Source organism: Paeniglutamicibacter selenitireducens, assembly GCF_051550675.1.
Lineage (GTDB): Bacteria > Actinomycetota > Actinomycetes > Actinomycetales > Micrococcaceae > Paeniglutamicibacter.
Genome location: NZ_JBPULF010000013.1, coordinates 47,315 through 66,692 on the forward strand (window position 1 = coordinate 47,315; position 19,378 = coordinate 66,692).

General features: G+C 65.9%; 20 protein-coding genes. 17 read left to right on the plus strand and 3 right to left on the minus strand.

Annotated elements, in window-relative coordinates; all coding sequences use genetic code 11:
* Positions 1 to 2 precede the first annotated feature (2 nt).
* The 4 genes from ACSYDW_RS17880 (at position 3) to dapF (ending at position 4,341) form a co-directional block, all read left to right on the plus strand.
* Positions 3 to 839, plus strand: a complete 837-nt coding sequence (locus ACSYDW_RS17880) for a regulatory protein RecX (RefSeq protein WP_438340087.1) — start codon at positions 3 to 5, stop codon at positions 837 to 839.
* 53 nt (positions 840 to 892) lie between these two features.
* Positions 893 to 2,413, plus strand: a complete 1,521-nt coding sequence (gene miaB / locus ACSYDW_RS17885; protein WP_438340088.1) for a tRNA (N6-isopentenyl adenosine(37)-C2)-methylthiotransferase MiaB — start codon at positions 893 to 895, stop codon at positions 2,411 to 2,413.
* Positions 2,414 to 2,416: 3 nt separating this feature from the next.
* Complete coding sequence (gene miaA, locus ACSYDW_RS17890) at positions 2,417 to 3,322, plus strand: tRNA (adenosine(37)-N6)-dimethylallyltransferase MiaA (protein WP_438340089.1); 906 nt, start codon at positions 2,417 to 2,419, stop codon at positions 3,320 to 3,322.
* A 62-nt stretch (positions 3,323 to 3,384) separates the two neighbouring features.
* Positions 3,385 to 4,341, plus strand: coding sequence for a diaminopimelate epimerase (gene dapF, locus ACSYDW_RS17895; protein ID WP_438340090.1), 957 nt, complete (start codon positions 3,385 to 3,387; stop codon positions 4,339 to 4,341).
* An 81-nt stretch (positions 4,342 to 4,422) separates the two neighbouring features.
* On the opposite strand, the gene ACSYDW_RS17900 is transcribed toward dapF, so the two are convergent.
* On the minus strand, positions 4,423 to 5,040 hold the full coding sequence (locus ACSYDW_RS17900; protein ID WP_438340091.1) for a class I SAM-dependent methyltransferase: 618 nt from the start codon (positions 5,038 to 5,040) through the stop codon (positions 4,423 to 4,425).
* A gap of 448 nt (positions 5,041 to 5,488) precedes the next feature.
* Here ACSYDW_RS17900 and hflX point away from each other — a divergent pair, with 448 nt between their 5' ends.
* Together hflX and ACSYDW_RS17910 are read left to right on the plus strand one after the other, a co-directional pair.
* Positions 5,489 to 7,060: a GTPase HflX gene (hflX, locus tag ACSYDW_RS17905; protein ID WP_438340092.1), complete on the plus strand. Its 1,572-nt coding sequence runs from the start codon at positions 5,489 to 5,491 to the stop codon at positions 7,058 to 7,060.
* The gene (locus ACSYDW_RS17910; RefSeq protein WP_438340093.1) at positions 7,053 to 9,059 is read left to right on the plus strand and encodes an ATP-dependent DNA helicase; all 2,007 of its coding nucleotides are present in this window, start codon (positions 7,053 to 7,055) and stop codon (positions 9,057 to 9,059) included. The genes hflX and ACSYDW_RS17910 overlap by 8 nt, the downstream gene beginning before the upstream one ends.
* Before the next feature lie 96 nt (positions 9,060 to 9,155).
* Here the strand turns inward: ACSYDW_RS17910 and lexA are convergent, their stop codons facing one another.
* Positions 9,156 to 9,875: a transcriptional repressor LexA gene (gene lexA, locus ACSYDW_RS17915; RefSeq protein ID WP_438340094.1), complete on the minus strand. Its 720-nt coding sequence runs from the start codon at positions 9,873 to 9,875 to the stop codon at positions 9,156 to 9,158.
* 285 nt (positions 9,876 to 10,160) lie between these two features.
* Between lexA and ACSYDW_RS17920 the strand changes: the two genes are divergently transcribed.
* From ACSYDW_RS17920 to ACSYDW_RS17955, 8 genes are all read left to right on the plus strand, one after another.
* Positions 10,161 to 10,541, plus strand: a complete 381-nt coding sequence (locus ACSYDW_RS17920) for a LysM peptidoglycan-binding domain-containing protein (protein ID WP_438340095.1) — start codon at positions 10,161 to 10,163, stop codon at positions 10,539 to 10,541.
* 108 nt (positions 10,542 to 10,649) lie between these two features.
* Complete coding sequence (locus ACSYDW_RS17925) at positions 10,650 to 11,765, plus strand: histidinol-phosphate transaminase (protein ID WP_438340096.1); 1,116 nt, start codon at positions 10,650 to 10,652, stop codon at positions 11,763 to 11,765.
* Positions 11,766 to 11,862: 97 nt separating this feature from the next.
* Complete coding sequence (gene hisB, locus ACSYDW_RS17930; RefSeq protein WP_438340097.1) at positions 11,863 to 12,483, plus strand: imidazoleglycerol-phosphate dehydratase HisB; 621 nt, start codon at positions 11,863 to 11,865, stop codon at positions 12,481 to 12,483.
* Positions 12,484 to 13,122 (plus strand): imidazole glycerol phosphate synthase subunit HisH, encoded by a 639-nt coding sequence (hisH, locus tag ACSYDW_RS17935; RefSeq protein WP_438340098.1) that lies wholly within the window; start codon positions 12,484 to 12,486, stop codon positions 13,120 to 13,122.
* The gene (locus ACSYDW_RS17940; protein WP_438340099.1) at positions 13,123 to 13,272 is read left to right on the plus strand and encodes a CG2302 family histidine operon protein; all 150 of its coding nucleotides are present in this window, start codon (positions 13,123 to 13,125) and stop codon (positions 13,270 to 13,272) included.
* Positions 13,273 to 13,340: 68 nt separating this feature from the next.
* Complete coding sequence (gene priA / locus ACSYDW_RS17945) at positions 13,341 to 14,084, plus strand: bifunctional 1-(5-phosphoribosyl)-5-((5-phosphoribosylamino)methylideneamino)imidazole-4-carboxamide isomerase/phosphoribosylanthranilate isomerase PriA (protein WP_438340100.1); 744 nt, start codon at positions 13,341 to 13,343, stop codon at positions 14,082 to 14,084.
* A gap of 162 nt (positions 14,085 to 14,246) precedes the next feature.
* A complete protein-coding gene (locus tag ACSYDW_RS17950) occupies positions 14,247 to 15,161 on the plus strand; it encodes an SseB family protein (protein ID WP_438340101.1) in 915 nt (304 codons plus the stop codon).
* A complete protein-coding gene (locus ACSYDW_RS17955) occupies positions 15,158 to 16,498 on the plus strand; it encodes an MFS transporter (protein ID WP_438340102.1) in 1,341 nt (446 codons plus the stop codon). The genes ACSYDW_RS17950 and ACSYDW_RS17955 overlap by 4 nt, the downstream gene beginning before the upstream one ends.
* Before the next feature lie 104 nt (positions 16,499 to 16,602).
* Here ACSYDW_RS17955 and ACSYDW_RS17960 read toward each other — a convergent pair whose 3' ends face one another.
* Complete coding sequence (locus ACSYDW_RS17960; RefSeq protein WP_400302032.1) at positions 16,603 to 16,959, minus strand: DUF1844 domain-containing protein; 357 nt, start codon at positions 16,957 to 16,959, stop codon at positions 16,603 to 16,605.
* A gap of 323 nt (positions 16,960 to 17,282) precedes the next feature.
* On the opposite strand from ACSYDW_RS17960, the gene infC reads away from it, so the two are divergent.
* The 3 genes from infC (at position 17,283) to rplT (ending at position 19,349) form a co-directional block, all read left to right on the plus strand.
* Positions 17,283 to 18,239: a translation initiation factor IF-3 gene (gene infC, locus ACSYDW_RS17965; RefSeq protein WP_438340103.1), complete on the plus strand. Its 957-nt coding sequence runs from the start codon at positions 17,283 to 17,285 to the stop codon at positions 18,237 to 18,239.
* Between the two features lie 123 nt (positions 18,240 to 18,362).
* Positions 18,363 to 18,557, plus strand: a complete 195-nt coding sequence (gene rpmI, locus ACSYDW_RS17970; protein ID WP_209996038.1) for a 50S ribosomal protein L35 — start codon at positions 18,363 to 18,365, stop codon at positions 18,555 to 18,557.
* A 105-nt stretch (positions 18,558 to 18,662) separates the two neighbouring features.
* On the plus strand, positions 18,663 to 19,349 hold the full coding sequence (gene rplT, locus ACSYDW_RS17975; RefSeq protein WP_438340104.1) for a 50S ribosomal protein L20, sunset domain variant: 687 nt from the start codon (positions 18,663 to 18,665) through the stop codon (positions 19,347 to 19,349).
* Positions 19,350 to 19,378 lie beyond the last annotated feature (29 nt).

A 19,378-nucleotide genomic window follows, 5' to 3' on the forward strand; every position in this document is an offset into this window, starting at 1 on the left:
TCGTGAGTTCCAAGCAGCACCAGGGCGGTTCGTCCGGCACCCCGCAGGGTTCCGAACGACCGCTCTGGTCGTTTCCGGCCGACGGCAATTCCGAGTGGGGAAGCCCCGACGACATGCCGCAATGGGCGCAGTCGTCCGCGGCGTTCGAGGCGCCGCCTGCCGAGCTTGCTCCGGGCCCGCCGGAACCGAAGAAGGAGTTCGGCGAACGCCGGGCCTACGCCGGACGCAGCAAGAGCCCCGGGGCGCGAAGCGCATCCGGATCACGCGGCGGCCGAGGTGCCCGCTACGGCACCTCGCGGTCGTCGGCCACCAGACGGGAGAAGCCCGCCGCTGGACCAGTGGAGCTCAGCGACGAGCAATACGCATCCAAAGGGCGCGCCATTCTGCTGCGCCAGCTCACCGCGTCCTCAAAGAGCCGGTCGCAGCTGCTGAAGAAGCTGCTGGAAAAGGAAATCCCGCCACGCATCGCGGAGGAGCTGCTCGACCGCTTCGAGGAGATCCAGCTGGTGGACGACAGCTCCTTCGCCGAAAGCTGGGTGCGTTCGCGAGCCCGCAGCCGCGGCCTTGCCCGTTCGGCCATCAGGCGCGAACTACGCGACAAGGGGATCGAAGGGGACATGGCGGAGAACGCCCTGGAGCAACTCGACGACGACTCCGAAGCGGCAACGGCCAGGGACCTCGTGGAACGAAAACTGCGGGCACCCTCCATGGGCGTTGACAAGGACAAGAGCGTCCGCAGGTTGGTCGGCATGCTGGCCCGGAAGGGGTATTCCCCGTCGTTGGCATTTCGCATCGTCAACGAGGCCTGGGAAGAGCAGTTCGGGCAGGATTCCTACTAGGGTCGTGCGCTCCAGGTCCGCCGGTGAAGTTTGGGTAACCTTGGAGGGTGACTGTGAGCATTTCTACTTCCACCGCAAGGGAACCGGGCGAGCAGGTGCGCACCTACGAGGTGCGAACCTACGGCTGCCAGATGAACGTACACGATTCGGAGCGGCTCTCCGGCCTGCTGGAAACGACGGGACTCGTCCCGCACCAGGCTGATGGCGACACCGCGGACGTCGTGGTGTTCAATACCTGCGCGGTGCGTGAGAACGCGGACAACAAGCTCTACGGGAACCTCGGACTGCTGGCGCAGGTCAAGGAGAAACGCCCGGACATGCAGATCGCCGTCGGCGGCTGCCTGGCACAAAAAGACCGCGAGACGATCCTTCGCAAGGCCCCGTGGGTGGATGTCGTCTTCGGAACCCACAACGTCGGTTCGCTGCCGGCCCTGCTGGACCGCGCCCGCCACAACAGCAAGGCGCAGCTGGAAATCCTCGAATCCCTCGAGGTCTTCCCGTCCACGTTGCCGACCAAGCGGGACTCGGTGCACTCGGGCTGGGTCTCGATTTCCGTGGGCTGCAACAACACCTGCACATTTTGCATCGTGCCGTCCCTGCGCGGCAAGGAACGCGATCGCCGGCCGGGGGAGATCCTCGCCGAGATCGAAGCCCTCGTCGCCGACGGGGTCATCGAAGTGACGCTGCTGGGACAAAACGTGAATTCATACGGCGTGGAGTTCGGGGACAGGCTGGCCTTCGGAAAGCTGCTGCGCGCCTGTGGTCGGATCGAAGGACTCGAACGAGTCCGTTTCACCAGTCCGCACCCCGCTGCTTTCACCGATGACGTCATCGAGGCCATGGCCGAAACCCCGAACGTGATGCCGCAACTTCACATGCCGCTGCAGTCCGGCTCAGACAAGGTGCTCAAGGACATGCGGCGCTCGTACCGGTCCAAGAAGTTCCTTGGCATCCTCGAGAAGGTTCGGGAGCACATTCCGCACGCCGCGATCACCACCGACATCATCGTCGGGTTCCCCGGGGAATCGGAGGAGGACTTCCAGGCAACCCTGGATGTCGTTGAAGCCTCGCGCTTCGCCAGCGCCTTCACCTTCCAGTACTCCAAGCGACCCGGAACTCCCGCCGCGGAACTGGAAAAGCAGCTTCCCAAGTCGGTGGTCCAGGAACGCTATGAACGACTGACTGCACTCCAGGACCGGATCTGCGCGGAAGAAAACGCCAAGCAGGTGGGTCGAACCGTCGAAGTTATGGTCACTGCCCAGTCCGGCAAGAAGGCCTCGGAAACCCATCGCCTCAGCGGGCGATCAACCGACCAACGGCTCGTGCACTTCTCGATTCCAGCAGGCGGTGAAACCCCGCGTCCCGGTGACCTCGTCACTCTTCCCATTACCGAAGCTGCGGCCTTCCACCTCGTTTCCGACCCTGCAGGCCTGGAGGAATACTCCGTGCGCCGCTCCCGTGCCGGCGATGCCTGGGACCGTGCACAGGCCGATTCCTGCGGTGCACCTACCCCCGCTTCGGGTGGCTCCAAGGGAGTTTCCCTTGGCATGCCGCTTCTGCCAACCAGAAAGTAACGCGTGAACACGACACTCCCGGCAATCGCCGTGGTTGGACCAACCGGGACGGGCAAATCGGATCTCTCGATTGCCCTCGCCCGGGAACTGGGCGGGGAAATCGTCAACGCCGACGCCCTGCAGTTCTACCGGGGCATGGACATCGGCACGGCCAAGCTCCCGGTGGGTGAACGGGGCGGGGTCCCGCACCACATGCTGGACATCATGGATGTCCGGGAAGAAGCCAGCGTCGCCCGCTTCCAGTCGGAGGCACGCCGTGCCTTCGACGAGATCCGCTCCAGGGGAGCGGTGCCCATCCTGGTCGGCGGATCGGGCCTGTATGTGCGTGCGGCCCTCGACGAAATTGATTTCCCGCCCACCGACGCCGCGGTCCGCCGCCGACTTGAGCTTGAGGTTGGCGAACACGGTCCCGGGCCGCTGGCCAGGCGCCTCGCAGAGGTGGACCCGGCCTCAGCCGCACGCAACCTCGATGAGCGGCGGATGATCCGCGCCCTCGAGGTTTTCGAGATCAGCGGAAAACCGTTCAGCTCCTTCATGCCGGAACGCAAGTACCATGCGCCGGCGGTACAGATCGGTTTGAACGTGGATCGCGGGCTCCTGCACCAACGGCTGGAAATGCGCGTGGCGGGCATGCAGGAGCAGGGACTGCTGGAAGAGGTCCGTCGGTTGGATGCAGCGGGCCTGCGCGAGGGAAAAACCGCATCCCGGGCTATCGGCTACGCACAATTCCTGGCTGTGCTGGACGGCACCATGAGCGAGGTCCAGGCAGCGGAGAAGACGGTCATTGCCACCCGGCAGTTCGCCCGCAGGCAGGTCACCTGGTTCAACGCGGACGAGCGCGTGCGGTGGTTCAATCCGCTCAGCCCGACCTTGCTCGACGACGTGCAGGCAACAATCCACGCGTCCTAAGGGTCCGGTAGCCGACGTAGCAAAATGGGCGGGTGCGTTGGGCTGCCCGTATCCTTGAACCCATGAGCGCCACCGAACCACAGTCCATCCCAGGCGAGTCGCTACTGGCCGTCGCGGGCCCACTGAGTTACGCAAAGGGGCACGGCACAGGAAACGACTTCGTGCTCATCTCCGACCCGGAGAACATCCACCACCTCGGGCCGGAACAGGTCGCGGCCATCTGTGACCGCCATCGAGGCATCGGGGGCGACGGATTGATCCGTGCGGTGCCCTCCGAGCACGTGCAAGAAGGCCGGGAGATCCTTGCGGCCCATCCCGAGGCCCGCTGGTTCATGGACTACCGCAACGGCGACGGATCGGTGTCCGAAATGTGCGGCAACGGCGTCCGCGTTTTCGTCCACTTCCTGGTGAACGAGAAACTCGTTGACTTGCCGGTGGGGGCCGAGCTGTCCATCGGCACCCGTGCCGGCTTGAAGATCGTGACCCGCCTTGCCGATGGGTACTCGGTGGACATGGGTCCCTGGGAGTTCATCCACCCGGAGGCGGCCGCCAAGTCCGGGCTGGATTCCGTGGTGCAAACCGAGGGGTTGCCGGTTCCCCGTGCCGCCGTCTCGGTCAGCATGGGAAACCCGCACACCATCGTGGCCGTGGCAAGCCGGGCCGAACTCGATGGACTCGAACTCTTCACCATCCCCGTGGTCGACCCGTTGCCGCCGCACGGAACGAACGTGGAATACGTGCTCCCGGCGGAACCGCTGCTTGAGGGTGGGCGCGGCAGCCTGCGGATGCGCGTGCACGAGCGAGGCGTCGGCGAGACGCTTTCCTGCGGCACAGGTGCCTGCGCTGCTGCGGTCGCCACCCGGCACTGGGCCCAGGCCCAGGACGTTCTGGACTGGGACGTTGCTGTGCCCGGAGGAACCCTGGGAATTCGTTTTGCCCCGGGGGTCGGGGGAGCGGAACACGTGTTCCTCAGCGGGGCGGCAGTGCTTGTTTCCCGCGGCACGATTTCCGAGGACTAGTTCCCGAAACGCGATGAGGGCGTTGAACACCATGGTGTTCAACGCCCTCATCGCCGTGCGCAGGGGGTTGCGTTCCCGGGCCTATGCGTCCTGGGGGCGGTGGACCCGGATGGTGCGGAAAGCCTTGTCCGTGGACGTGCGCTCGACCTCCCAGGTCGCGGGCATCACGGTTCCGATCCACTTTTGCAGGGAGTCGGCGCCCAGGTTCTTCTGGACCACGAGCCATGCGGTTCCACCCGGTGCCAGCCGCGGCAGCCAGAGCAGGAGCAGTTCGTGGAGCGCCTCCTTGCCGATGCGGATCGGGGGATTCGACCAGATGGTGTCGAAGGCGATGCCTGCGTCGACTTCCTCGGGCAGCGAGACCTTGACATTGCCCAGTCCCAGCGAGTGGGCGTTGTCGCGGGTCAGGGCGATGCTGCGTTCGTTGACGTCCACCGCGTGGATCGTTGCCCCGGGGGAGGCCAATGCCATGGTCAACGTGATGGGGCCCCAGCCGCAGCCGATGTCCAACAGGTTTCCGGTGGCCGCCGGGTCCGGAACCGACTCCAGGAGCACTGCCGTCCCCTTGTCGATCCTGTCCGGGCTGAAGATTCCGCCGGAGGTTTCCACCTTGCGGGTTGCACCACCCAGTTCGACGCTGATGGTGCGGCGCTTCTCCGGTTTGGATGGTTGCGCGCTGAAATAGTGATCCGAGCTCATGTTGGCAGGTTAACCGCCCGGGGGTCGCAACCCCAAACCGCAAGCCGCATTTCGGGCCCGTATCGAGACGCCGGCAGTGTGATTTGCGTTAAGGCGGGTCGTCGCGGTGAAGTGATAGAGTTTTCCCTATGACTTTTCTGTAAGACGCACACAGCGCATTTCCCAATCACCGGACGGCCGCTGCGGCCGAAGAATCCGGGGACCTGCCGCGCGCCGAAAAGTCATGATTCCCCGTCTGCCCAAGCCACGCTGCGCCAACTGAACGCACCGCCGGACCCAACCTTCCGGACATGTGGCTCCCGCAGACTTCACTGACCCGGCGCGCGGTGGATCCCCCAAGAAATCCATCGAAGGACAACACATGGCTTCTCATGATGATCATGCACACCAATTCGGCGCATCTGTCGGCGCAGGGCACTATTCTGGAATACAGCACGCAAAGGGGAACATGACCAACTCACAGCATTCCGGTCCACACGACAAAGACATGGACGAGGCGCAGATCCAGGCCGCCATTGAACGGATTCTTGCCAGCGACCATTCGGTCGCCGACAAGAGCACGCATTTCGGGGCGCCCGAACACGAGGGAATATTCTCCGGCCGCGCCCAGGCGCTGAGTAACCTGACCCGGGAACATTCGTCGTTCGACGGCGCCCAGGAGGACCTCGCCGAACGCCGCGCACTGCGCCGCGTCGCGGGGCTCTCCACCGAACTCGAGGACGTCACCGAGGTCGAGTACCGGCAGCTGCGCCTCGAGCGCGTCGTGTTGGCGGGCATCTGGAACGAAGGCACCGCCCAGGACGCCGAGAACTCCCTGCGTGAACTCGCTGCGTTGGCCGAGACGGCCGGTTCCGAAGTGCTCGACGGCATTGTCCAGCGCCGCTCAAAGCCGGACCCGGGAACCTTCCTTGGCTCGGGCAAGGCCGCGGAACTGCGCGAGATCGTTGCCGCCACGGGTGCCGACACAGTCATCATCGACTCCGAGCTTGCCCCGTCGCAGCGCCGCGCGCTCGAGGACGTCGTCAAGGTCAAGGTCATCGACAGGACCGCACTGATCCTCGACATCTTCGCCCAGCACGCCAAGAGCCACGAGGGCCGCGCCCAGGTGGAACTGGCGCAGCTTGAGTACCTCCTGCCGCGACTTCGCGGCTGGGGCGACTCCATGTCCCGCCAGGCCGGTGGCCGCGTCGGCGCTGCCGGCGGAGGCATTGGTTCCCGAGGCCCGGGCGAAACCAAGATCGAGCTCGACCGCCGCCGCATCCGCGACCGCATGGCCAAGCTCCGCAAGGAGATCAAGGGCATGCTCCCGGCCCGGGAGGCCAAGCGAGCCAACCGCAAGCGCAACGAGGTCCCCTCGGTCGCCATCGTCGGGTACACCAACGCCGGCAAGTCCTCGCTGCTCAACCGGCTCACGCAGGCCGGCGTGCTGGTGGAAAACGCGCTCTTCGCGACACTTGACCCCACGGTTCGCCAGGCGGAGACCAGCGACGGACTGAACTACACGCTCACCGACACTGTCGGCTTCGTGAAGTCGCTCCCGACGCAGCTCGTGGAGGCGTTCCGCTCCACGCTGGAGGAAATTGCAGACTCGGACCTGATCCTGCACGTTGTCGACGCGGCGCACCCCGATCCGGAAGGCCAGATCCAGGCCGTGCGTACCGTACTCAACGAGGTCGACGCACGAAACATCCCCGAGATCATCGTGTTGAACAAGGCCGACGTGGCCGATCCCTTCGTCGTGGAGCGGCTGCGCCAGCGGGAGCCGAACCACGTGATCGTCTCGGCACGCACCGGCGACGGCATCGAGGAACTGCTGCAGAAGGTCAGCGCCTCGATTCCGCGCCCCGGCGTCCAGATGGAACTGATGATCCCCTACGACCGCGGCGACGTGGTCAACAAGCTCCACGGAGCCGAGGCCGAGATCCTGGCCATCGAACACACCGAAAACGGGACACGCATGATGGTCAAGGTCCGCGAGGGCCTGGCCGCGGAAGTGGAGCAATTCAGTATTCATGGCTGAGGAATCAGAAGTCATCGCCCTGCTGGACTCTGCCGTGTCCGCGATGGGCGGGCAAAGCAGGCCGGGCCAGCACGAGATGGCGAAACAGGTCGTGCGCGCCATGGAAACCGGCGAGCACCTTCTGGTGCAGGCGGGGACGGGAACGGGCAAGTCGATGGCTTACCTGGTTCCCGCCCTCGCACACGCTCTGGACTCGGAAAAGCCCGTGGTCATCTCGACCGCGACGCTGGCGCTTCAGGCCCAGATCGTGGGACGCGATGTGCCCAGGCTGCTGAAGTCCCTGAAGAACGACTTGCCCCGCGAGATGGAGGTGGCCCTGGTCAAGGGCCGCTCCAACTACGTGTGCCAGTACAAGCTCGGCGGCGGCTACCCGGACGACGACGAGGGCACCCTCTTCTCGATGGAATCCGAGGCTCCGGCCGCCGGCGGCTACTCGGACGGTCCGTCCTCCGCGCTCGGGCAGGAAATCGTGCGCCTTCGCCAGTGGGCCGAGCGCACGGACACCGGAGACCGCGACGACCTGACGCCCGGCGTCAGCGACAAGGCCTGGCGCCAGGTCTCGGTCAGCGCCATGGACTGCCTCGGCTCCCAGAAGTGCCCGATGGCCGCCGAGTGCTTCAGCGAGATGGCCCGGGCACGCGCCGCGGAATCCGATGTGATCATCACCAACCACGCGATGCTGGCCGTCTCGGCGTTCGAGGGGCTGGCGGTGCTCCCGGACTTCGACACGGTCATCATCGACGAGGCCCACGAGCTGCAGGACCGGGTGACGAGTTCGGTGACCCGCCCGCTTTCGGTCAACATGGTGCAGACCGCCGCCTCGGCGGCGCGCAAGCACTGTGCCGTGAGCGTGGACGCACTGAACCAGGGAGCAAAGGCCCTGCAGCGCAGCCTCGAGGGTGTCCCCACGGGACTGATGGCCCGGGGCCTGAATGAGGAACAGGCAGCGGCGATCAACCAAATCGCCGAGGCCGCACGCGTGGTGCTTTCCGATTCGAAGCCCGAGGCCAACGCGCCGGCGGACGGCGGGCGGCAGATGGCCCGCTCGCAGGTCATGTACCTGGTGGAGCAGTGCACCAAGATGCTTGAGATGACCGAGGAACGGGAAGTCATCTGGGCCTCCCGCCCGGGGCACTTCAGCCCGGGGGAGGGCTATGTCCAGCCGGACGAATCGAGCCAGCCCACGTTGAACGTCGCGCCCCTGTCCGTTGCAGGCAAACTGCGCGAGGGGCTCTTCGACGGCCGCACCGTCATCCTGACCAGTGCGACGCTGGCCATCGGCGCGGCCTTCGAACCCGTGGCGGGCGCGCTGGGCCTGGTCGGCGACGGCGCACCCACCTGGAACGGCGTCGATGTGGGAAGCCCCTTCGACTACCCCAAACAGGGCATCCTGTATGTGGCCAAGCACCTTCCCAAGCCCGGGCGCCAGATGTCGCAGGAGATGATCGGCGAGATCGAGGATCTGATCAAGGCCTCCGGCGGAGGGGCCTTGGTGCTCTTCACCTCGAGACGCGCCGCGGAGGAAGCGACAGAGATCCTGCGGGCCAGGCTTGACGTCCCGATCCTGTGCCAGGGCGAATCGAGCATGAAGGCCCTTGTCGACCAGTTCTCGGCCGAACCCGACACCTGCCTCTTCGGCACCATGACACTGTGGCAGGGCGTCGACGTGCCGGGCAACGCATGCCGCCTGGTGATCATCGACAAGATTCCGTTCCCGAGGCCCGACGACCCTTTGTCCTCGGCGCGCAGCCGCGATGTCGCAAAGCACGGCGGCAACGGGTTCATGGCCGTGGCGGCAAGCCATGCTGCAGTCAGGCTCGCCCAGGGCGCGGGGCGACTGATCCGTTCGGTCAACGACCGCGGCGTCGTGGCCGTCCTGGATTCCCGTCTTGCAACGGAACGCTACGGAGCCTTCCTGCGGGCTTCACTGCCGCCGCTGTGGGCGACGCCTGACAAGCCTACGGTTCTGGCGGCTCTCGAGCGGCTCAGCGAGGGCTGAGGCTTCCGCCCGGGATCCGGGCGGAAGCGGCGTTAAACGGGTCTGGGGCCGGTCGTGTTGACCGGCCCCAGACCCGTTTGTCGTACTGCGGTGTTCCTAGATGGAACGCATGACCGATACGACCTTGCCCATGACGGTTGCCGCGTCTCCGAGGATCGGTTCGTAGCGGGAGTTCTGCGGCAGCAGCCAGGTGTGGCCATCACGCTGCCGGAAGGTCTTCACGGTTGCCTCGTCGTCGAGCAGCGCCGCGACGATGTCGCCGTTGACAGCGGTCTGCTGGCGTCGCACGACCACCCAGTCGCCGTCGCAGATTGCGGCATCGATCATCGAGTCGCCGCTGACCTTCAGCATGAAGAGTTCGCCGTGGCCCACGAGCTGGCGCGGCAAGGCAAACACGTCTTCCACAGCCTGGTCGGCAAGGATCGGGGCGCCGGCGGCGATGCGTCCCACCAGTGGAACCATGGCGGTGTCGGCGGAGGTCGTCAGCTCGGAGACGTTCATGCCGTTGGCCGCCTTGAGCTCGGCCTGCCCGGAATCGGCTTCAAGCTTCGAATCGGTTTTCAGCTGCAACGGCAGCAGGATCTCCATGGCGCGCGGGCGTCGAGGATCGCGGCGGATGTAGCCGAGCTTCTCGAGCTGGCTCAATTGGTGGGTCACGCTCGAGAGGCTGGCCAGGCCGACGGCGTCGCCGATTTCCCGCATGGACGGCGGGTAGCCGTGGGCGCTGACGGACCGCTGGATGGTTTCAAGGACCTTTTTCTGGCGGATGGTCAAGCTCTTCGCGTCACGCCGGGGGGTTCTTTGTTCGGTCGTCATTCTGTGTGCCTCATCCCGATCGTCGGCGGTTGGCCCGCGCGTTCCGCAATTTGTCGGTGCGGAGTGGTGAAGTGAATTCACCGTTCCACATCACTCATGTTAGTGGACGAACACGGTGCTTTCAAAGATTTGTTCGAACCGATCTGGACACGTGTCGTTGAAAAGTGCTAGAAATGATTTACGAACTACGAACACATGTTCGAAAGATGTGTTCGAAGAATAGAAGCTTGTTCGACTCGTGGCCCGCTCGCACCGGCCCGTCGCACTCCTAGGAAAGGCAAAGACATGGCAAGCACTGCTTTCTCGGCCCCGCTCCACCTCGTTCCAGACCCCATCTCCTACTGCGCACCGCAAGAGGCTCCGCTGCGGCTGACGCGCCGGGGGAAATTCGTCCTGATCGCCATGCCGATCTTCTTCGCCACCGTGGGTGTGCTCATGCTGCTCGGCCTCTTCCTGTCGCCGGCCAAGGCATCGGCCGATGTTCCGCTCGGCGTCGAAGCCGTCAGCGTCACCGTCATCGAGGGCGACACCCTGTGGGGGCTGGCACGCGAGTTCGCCCCGCAGCTGGAACCCCGTGAAGCCATCCGGCAGATCGCCGAAATCAACAACCTCGAGGGCAACGTCCTCTTCCCAGGAACCGAGATCTTCGTTCCCTCTGCGCCGTAACCTCCACCTCCGGGCGGCGGCGCGGCCCGCGCCATATTGAGAACCGTTTGTTACCTCGTTCCACGCGGCTGATTCTGATGCCTCGGAGCACGCCCCTAGACTTAGGGGGTGAATGAACGGCTAAATCGCCTGGCAAAACTGCCCCTGCGAGAAAATCTCCAAGGTCTCGAACCTTATGGTGCACCGCAAATCGACGTTCCGATCCAGTTGAACGTCAACGAAAACACGCATCCGCTGCCCGTGGCCGTTCATCGCGCGATCGTCGAAGAGGTTTCCGCCGCTGCGCTGGGGCTCAACCGATACCCAGACCGCGAATTCACCGAACTGCGTGAACGCCTGGCCGCCTACCTCGGCCACGACTTGGCCGCCGAAAACATCTGGGCAGCCAACGGCTCCAACGAAGTGCTGCAGCAGGTCCTGCAGGCATTCGGTGGACCGGGCCGATCGGTCATGGGATTCCCTCCCACCTATTCGATGTACCCGTTGCTGGCCAGCGGAACCGACACTGCCTACATCGCTGGCGTCCGCTCCGAGGGCTACGCGCTCACCGCGGCCGACGCTGCGGAACAAGTGCGCACCGCGGCCCCCAACATCGTCTTCCTCTGCTCACCCAACAACCCGACGGGCACAGCCCTGGGGCTGGATGTCGTCGAAGCGGTCTACGAGGCCGGTGCCGCCAGCAAAGCCATCGTGATCGTTGACGAGGCCTATGCCGAGTTCGCGCACAACGGCACCCCGTCCGCGTTGTCGCTGCTGCCGGGCCGCGAGCGCCTGATCGTCTCGCGCACCATGTCCAAGGCTTTCGCGCTGGCCGGTGCCAGGCTCGGGTACCTGGCCGCGGCTCCGGAAGTCACCGACGCGATCCGCCTGGTGCGCCTGCCGTACCACCTTTCGGCGGTCACCCAGGCAACGGCAAACGCCGCGCTCAAGCACGTCGACGCGTTGCTGGCCAACGTCGAGGACATCAAGTCCCAGCGCGACCGCATCGTCAACGAACTGACCCGCATGGGGCTGCACCCGGCCTCCTCCGACTCGAACTTCGTGTTCTTCGGAGGGCTGGAGAACCCCCGCCACATCTGGGAGGGACTACTGGAAGCAGGGGTCATCATCCGCGATGTCGGCATCCCCGGGCACCTGCGCGTCACGGCAGGCACGGAAGCAGAAACCACGGCCTTCCTCGTGCGCCTGGAAGAACTGCTCGCCCAGGGTTCCCACGGGCACTAACGCTAAACTCATAGGTGCAGGGCTGCGCCGGACGCCACGACGTCCACGGCCCTGCGCTTCACATCCTCGTCTAAACGCCTGATCAAAAGGAATGTGCATGTCTGCCGAAAAACTCACGGGTCGTCGCGCTCGCCTCGAACGCACCACCAGCGAGTCCTCCGTTTTTGTCGAACTCGATTTGGACGGCACCGGCCGCTCCGAAATCAGCACCAGTGTCCCGTTCTACGACCACATGCTGACCGCACTCTCCAAGCATTCGCTGATCGACCTGACGGTGCGTGCCACCGGCGACACCCACATCGACGTCCACCACACCGTTGAGGACGTCGCCATCACCATCGGCGAGGTCCTGCGTACCGCACTCGGCGACAAGGCCGGAATCCGCCGCTTCGGCGAAGCCACTGTCCCGCTGGACGAGGCGCTGGCAAACGCCGTCGTCGACATCTCCGGGCGCCCCTACCTGGTGCACAGCGGGGAGCCGGCGGGCCAGGAATACCACCTGATCGGCGGCCACTTCACCGGGTCGCTGACGCGCCACATCTTCGAGGCGCTGACCCTGCATGCCCAGATCTGCCTGCACATGACGGTGATCGGCGGGCGGGATCCGCACCACATCGTCGAGGCGCAGTTCAAGGCCTTTGCCCGCGCGCTGCGCGAGGCAGTGGAACCCGACGCCCGCATCGGCAATGCCATCCCGTCCACCAAGGGTGCGCTGTAAATGGGTGAGCGCAAGAAGGTCACGGTCCTCGACTACGGGTCCGGCAACGTCCGTTCCGCCGTACGCGCCCTTGAGGCCGCAGGGGCAGAGGTGACGCTCTCGGCCAAGCCCGAGGACATCCTGGAATGCGACGGACTCTTCGTTCCTGGTGTCGGTGCCTACGCAGCTGTCATGCAGCAGCTCAACGAGGTCGGGGCCATCCGCTGGATCGGCCGCCGCATCGCCGGCGGCCGCCCGGTGCTGGGCATCTGCGTCGGGCACCAGGTCTTCTTCGAGGAGGGCGTGGAACACGGCGTGCGCACCCCGGGCATCGGCGAATGGCCAGGCACCGTGGAACTGCTCAAGGCGCCGGTGGTCCCGCACATGGGATGGAACACCGTCACGCCGCCGGAAGGAAGCAAGCTCTTCAAGGGCATCGAGAACGAGCGCTTCTACTTCGTGCACTCCTATGCCGTGCAGGAATGGAACTTCGACGTGGCGCAGCCCAAGATGGTTCCGCCGCAGGTGACCTGGTCCGAGCACGGGGTCCCGTTCGTGGCCGGCGTGGAGAACGGCCCGCTGTGCGCGCTGCAGTTCCACCCGGAGAAGTCCGGCGAAGCCGGCGCCCAGCTGCTGCGCAACTGGTTGGAGACGCTCTAGATGTGGACCATCCTGCTCATGGCGCTGGCCGGGCTGCTGGCCGGCGGTGCGCTGTCCCTGCGCCAGCAGCGGGCGCACCTGTCCTGGATCATTGCCTGCTGGGTCCTGGCCGGCATGGCGCTGCTCGCCGGATACCTCCTGACCTTCTGAGAACCCGCACGCCGCCGCCCGCGTGGTGGCTGCAGGGCCGGTGGCCCGCACAAACCTAAGGATCGATCATGACCAACACGCAAGAACCCATCCTCGAACTGCTCCCGGCCGTCGACGTGGCCGACGGCCAGGCGGTGCGCCTGGTCCAGGGCGAAGCCGGCTCCGAAACAGGCTACGGCGACCCGCTTGAGGCCGCATTGGCCTGGCAGAACGCCGGCGCCGAGTGGGTGCACCTGGTGGACCTCGACGCCGCCTTCGGCCGCGGCCACAACACCGAGATCCTGCGCCGCGTCTCCGAGGAGCTGACCATCAAGGTCGAGCTCTCCGGCGGCATCCGCGACGACGAGTCGCTCGAGCGCGCCCTGGAATTCGGCGCCACCCGCGTGAACCTGGGCACCGCGGCCCTGGAAAACCCCGAGTGGACGGCCCGCGCCATCGCCCGTCACGGCGAGAAGATCGCCGTTGGCCTTGACGTGCGCGGCACCACGCTGGCCGGCCGCGGCTGGACCAAGGAAGGCGGCGACATCTGGGAGGTCCTGGCACGCCTCGAGGATGCCGGGTGCGCCCGCTACGTCGTCACCGACGTGACCAAGGACGGAACGTTGCGCGGCCCGAACGTGGAACTGCTGCGCGAGATGTGCGCGCGCACCTCCAAGCCCGTCATCGCCTCCGGCGGCATCTCCAGCCTGGAGGACCTCCGCGTGCTGCGCGAGCTGGTCCCGCTCGGCGTCGAGGGGGCCATCGTGGGCAAGGCCCTCTACGCGGGCAAATTCACCATGCCGGAGGCACTGGACGTCGCGGGCCGCCGCTGACATCCACCCGCATCATCCGCCCGCCCGGCGCCAACGGGCGAGTTGCGCCACACCGCCCACCGCCCGCGTGGTGCCCGGTTCGGCGCCCCGGCAGGGCATCGGGGCCGGTCACCATGCAAATGGTGGCCGGCCCCGGTGCGTGGCGCACGATAGCATTTCGGTATGAGCGCGAATTCACCTTCTTCCCACGGGGCACCCGAAAGCCCCCGACACCTGCCCGGACACATTGCCGCGGCGCTGGCCCGTGCAGGGTCGCCCGCAGACTCCGCCGGGCAAAGTTGGGAAGGCCGCGACCTCAGCGGGGAGGGGAACCCCCTGCACAACTTCGACAACGACAACGGGCTCATCGACGCGGGGCTCCAGGCGGCGCTCGAGGCACTGGTCGCCGGAACCGGCAGCGAACAGGGCGTCCACGCGGCGCTGGCCCAGGCGCGCATCTACATCGCCGTGGTGGCCCAGCTGGCCGAAGGCGGCCTCGGCGAACACGGCTTTGCCGAGGACAAGGAAGCCGACATGGCCCTGGTGACGCTCAACGCGCCCGACGGCCGCACCGCGCTGCCGGTCTTCAGCAGCGTCGAGCGCCTGCAGGCCTGGCACGACGAGGCGCGCCCGGTGGCCGTCTACGCCCCGCGCGCTGCGCTTTCCGCAGTGGCAGAGGAAGCCCAGATGCTGGTCCTGGACCCCGGTGCCGACTACACCTTTGTGCTGCGCCGCCCCGGCATGTGGGCGCTGGCCCGGCAACAGGAATGGACCCCCAGCTACCTCAGCGAGGAGCTCGCCGCCATCGTCGCCGCGCAGGCTGGCACCGAGGAGGTGCTGGCCTCCATCCACATCGCCCCCGGCCACGGGGTGGGCAGCCGCACCTCGCAGGGCGCCAGCGTGCCCGGCGGGGGATCGGGGCCGGAGCTGCGCCTCGAGTTCACCTTCCGACCCGGCGTTGACGAGGCGAACGCACGCGCGTGCGTCTCGCGCATCCACTCGGCGCTTGCCGCGATCCCGGAGTTCGCCGAGAACGTCGACTCGCTGGAAGTAGCCCTCAAGGCCGGCCTCCCGACGCAGCAGGGCCCCGGGGCATGAAATTCGGTCGCTACGGCGAACTGCTCCGGCAGCCCGGGGTGGCCTCGCTGCTGCTGGTCGGCATGGTCGCCCGGCTGCCGCACGCCGCCGCCGGCATGCTGCTGCTGCTCCACCTGGTCAACGAGCTCGATCGCGACTGGGGGTCCGCCGGGCTTGTCGTGGCGCTGATGACCATCGGCATCGCCCTGGGCGCGCCCTGGCGCGGCCGCGTGGTGGACAGCTACGGCCTGCGCCGGGCGCTGCTGCCCTCGATCCTCGTGGAGGCCGCGGTGTGGAGCATCGTTCCGCAGGTCGAGTTCATGTGGGTGCTGCCGCTGGTGTTCCTCGGCGGGCTGTTCGCGCTGCCCGTCTTCTCCGTGGTGCGCACCGCGCTGGGCGTGATGACCACGGGGGAGACCCGCCGTTCGGCGTTCGCGCTCGATGCCATGGGCACCGAGCTGGTCTTCATCGTGGGGCCCGCCACCGCGGGCATCGTGGCCACCAGCCTGAACACCACCATCGGCATGATCGGCATCGCCGTCGCGGCCTCGCTCAGCGGCCTGGTGCTGATGATCCTGAACCCGCCCACCCGCAGCGACCAGCCCGGCGCCGTCGCCAAGAAGGCGAACCCGCACGAGGAGCGTCTGGCTGCCGAGGCATCGCTGATCGCCTCGGGCCCGGGCGGGCTGGCGAATGTCGAGGGCGAACTGATCCTGGCCGGAAGCAAGTCGACCCAGGCCCGCGTCAAGGCCCGCGGCAAGGCCTTCCGCAACAAGTTTGGCTGGGTCAGCGCCTCCGTGCTGGCCGTCTTCATCGCGGCCTCCGGCGCCGGCCTGGTGCTTTCCGGCACCGAGGTCGGAATGCTCGCGCTGCTTGACGAGAAGAACAGCTCCGGCCAGCTCGGCATCGTGTTCTTCTTCTGGTGCGGCGCCTCGCTGGTCGGCGGCCTCATCTACGGCAGCCTCAGCCGACGCATCTCGCCGATCGTGCTGCTGCTGGCCATGGCCGTGCTGACGGTGCCGATGGCCTTCGCCAACGACACCTGGACGCTTGCGCTGCTCTCGATCCCGCCGGGAATGCTCTGCGCCCCGGTGCTCTCCGCGGCCTCCGAATGGCTCACCGACCTCGTCGCGGAGAAACGCCGCGGCGAGGCCATGGGCTGGTACGGCTCCGCGCTGACCAGCGGCACCGCGCTGGGTTCCCCGATCACCGGGGCAACGGTCGACGCCCTGGGCTTCTCCGCGGCCTTCATCGCCGTGGGCTCCATCGGTGCGGCAGTAAGCGTCGCGGCGCTCGTGGCGCAGCAGGTGCGCCGCCGCCGCCGTGCGCGGGTGCGCACGCTCGTCGGCGAGGCGTAGCGGTTCCGGCCTGGCCGGACCGACTCGAAACGAACAAAAAAGTGCGGTCCCGTTTCACTTGTGAAAGTGAAACGGGACCGCACTCGTCTTGGTGGCGGGGGGTGCTAGTTCACCGGGCCGGTGAGCTTTTCGCCCGGGCCCTTGCCCGGCTCGTCCTGGATGAACGAAGCCTCGCGGAAGGCCAGCTGCAGCGAGCGCAGTCCGTCGCGCAACGGCCCTGCGTGCTGCGAGCCGATCTCCGGTGCTGCGGAGACGACAAGGCCGGCCAGTGCGGTGATCAACTTGCGTGCCTCGTCGAGGTCTTTCAGTTCTTCCGCGTCTTCGCCGGCGGCCAGCCCGCACTTGACTGCGGCGGCGCTCATCAGGTGGACGGCGGCGGTGGTGATGATTTCAACGGCTGCCACTTCGGCGATGTCGCGAATCTCGTTGGTGGCGTCCGGATTGGTTTCAGGAGTACTCATGATGCTAAGCTTTCCATAGACCGACTGAATCTGTGTATTTGGAAGCGCCACCCAAGCGGTGAATGTGACCAATCAGCCTGGATCCAGTAAGCAAGTGGAGGCCACTCCCACCCGCAGCAGCCGAATCAGGCGGCCGGGTACATTCGGTACCTGCCGCTTCGCGTGGCGGGTCAAGATGAGAAATCATCCATCGAATTTCGAGGCCTTCGCCTGCACCCGCAGCCGAGGGCCTTTCCTTTTGCCGCGGTGGCCTGAAACTACGAACTACTCAGGAGCTACACATCAGCGATCCACGCATTAATGATCGAATCCGCGTCCCAGAGGTGCGGCTCGTCGGCCCAGCCGGTGAACAGGTTGGCATTGTCCGTATTGAGGATGCTCTTCGTCTTGCCGTGGAGTCCGATCTTGATCTCGTTGAGGTTGCGCCCACCGCAAAGCCTCCCGTGTGCAAACTGATGGACTTCGGAAAGTACAAGTACGAGGCAGCGGTCAAGGCGCGCGAAGCGCGCAAGAACCAGACCAACACGGTCCTCAAGGAAATCCGTTTCCGCCTGAAGATCGACACCCACGACTACGAAACCAAGGTCGGCCACGCGCTGCGCTTCCTCGGAGCAGGCGACAAGGTCAAGGCCATGATCCAGTTCCGTGGTCGTGAGCAGCAGCGCCCGGAGATGGGTATCCGTCTGCTGGAGAAGTTTGCAGCAGCAGTTGCAGAGGTCGGCGCAGTCGAGTCGAGCCCCCGCATCGATGGCCGCAACATGGTCATGGTTGTTGGACCGCTCAAGAACAAGGCAGAAGCCAAGGCCGAAGCCCGCCGCTTGGAACAGCGCGAAAACGACAAGGCCAAGGCAGCCGACGCCAAGAACCGGATCGACACCTCGGAACCACAGGGCGACCTGGGCGGATCCGTGGCAGATGTCATCGAATCCGACATCATGGAAAAGCTTGCCAAGGTCCGTGCCGAAGCCGCAGCCGAAGAGGCCGCAGCAAAGCTCGCCCCGAAGGCAGCCCCGGTCAGGACTGCACCGGCTGCAGCCAAGGCCCCGGCCAAGGCAGCACCGGCACGCGACACCGCCCGCCCGGCGACCAAGGCCCCGGCTCGTCCGGCAGCCGCGGCCCGTCCGGCAGCAGCAGCTTCGGCACCGAAGCCTGTTGTGGCCAAGCCCGTAGCAGCACCGAAGCCGATGGCCATGCCGAAGCCGGTGGCTGCACCCAAGCCTGCGGGCAAGCCGGGTCCCAAGCCCGCAACCCGCGCCGCCAAGCCCGGGACGACCAAGTAAGGTCGCTCCGAGCGGGGCACGCTCGCAAGAGCAAACCTAGAACAACGGATTCCCTCAAACGCGGGAGTGCGCAAGATCCCCGGCCCGAAAGGACCCCGGGAGCAAGTAAGGAGAACGGCGGATATGCCGAAGTTCAAGACCCATAGTGGCGCCAAGAAGCGCTTCAAGCTCACCGGTAGCGGCAAGCTCAAGCGCCAGCAGGCTAACCGCCGTCACTACCTGGAGCACAAGTCCTCCCGCATCACCCGTCGCCTGGCCTCGGACCAGCTGGTCGCCAAGGCGGACGTCAAGACCATCAAGCGGATGCTCGGTCTCTAACACCAGTCCGTCTGGGGAATCCCTGCTGGGAATCCCGACCACTTAAAGCATTTTGCCTGGCCCAATATTTGAGGCCAGGTGGAACAGAACCAAAGGAGTACACACGTGGCACGTGTGAAGCGGGCAGTAAACGCCCATAAGAAGCGTCGCGTCATTCTTGAACGCGCCAAGGGCTACCGCGGTCAGCGTTCGCGCCTGTACCGCAAGGCCAAGGAGCAGCTGCTCCACTCGTTCGTTTACAGCTTCAACGACCGTCGCAAGCGCAAGGGCGACTTCCGTCGCCTCTGGATCCAGCGCATCAACGCTGCATCCCGCGCCAACGGCATGACCTACAACCGCATGATCCAGGGACTGAAGGCCGCATCGGTCGAGGTCGACCGCCGCATGCTGGCCGAACTGGCCGTGTCGGACTCCAAGGCTTTCGCCACGCTGGTCCAGATTGCAAAGGATGCCCTCCCGGCTGACGTCAACGCCCCAAAAGCATCTGAGGCAGTAGCAGCCGCACCTAAGGCAAAGGCCCCCCAGGCCGCTGCCAAGGCTACTGTCGTTGAAGGCTCCACCCCCGCCGAAAAGGCAGTGGCAGCCGGTGCTTACAAGGTTGTCGATGGCGAAGCGGCTCCGGCCGGCTTCATCGTCAAGGGCAACGCTCAGTCCAACAAGTACCACGTACCGGGTTCGACCTGGTACGAGCAGACTGTTGCTGAGTTCTGGTTCAAGGGCATCGAAGATGCCAAGGCCGCAGGCTTCGAACCTGCAGGTGGCGAAGCCCGCCAGCAGATCAAGGACGCCTAGTCCTTGAGCCTATAGTGCTTCAAGATGAT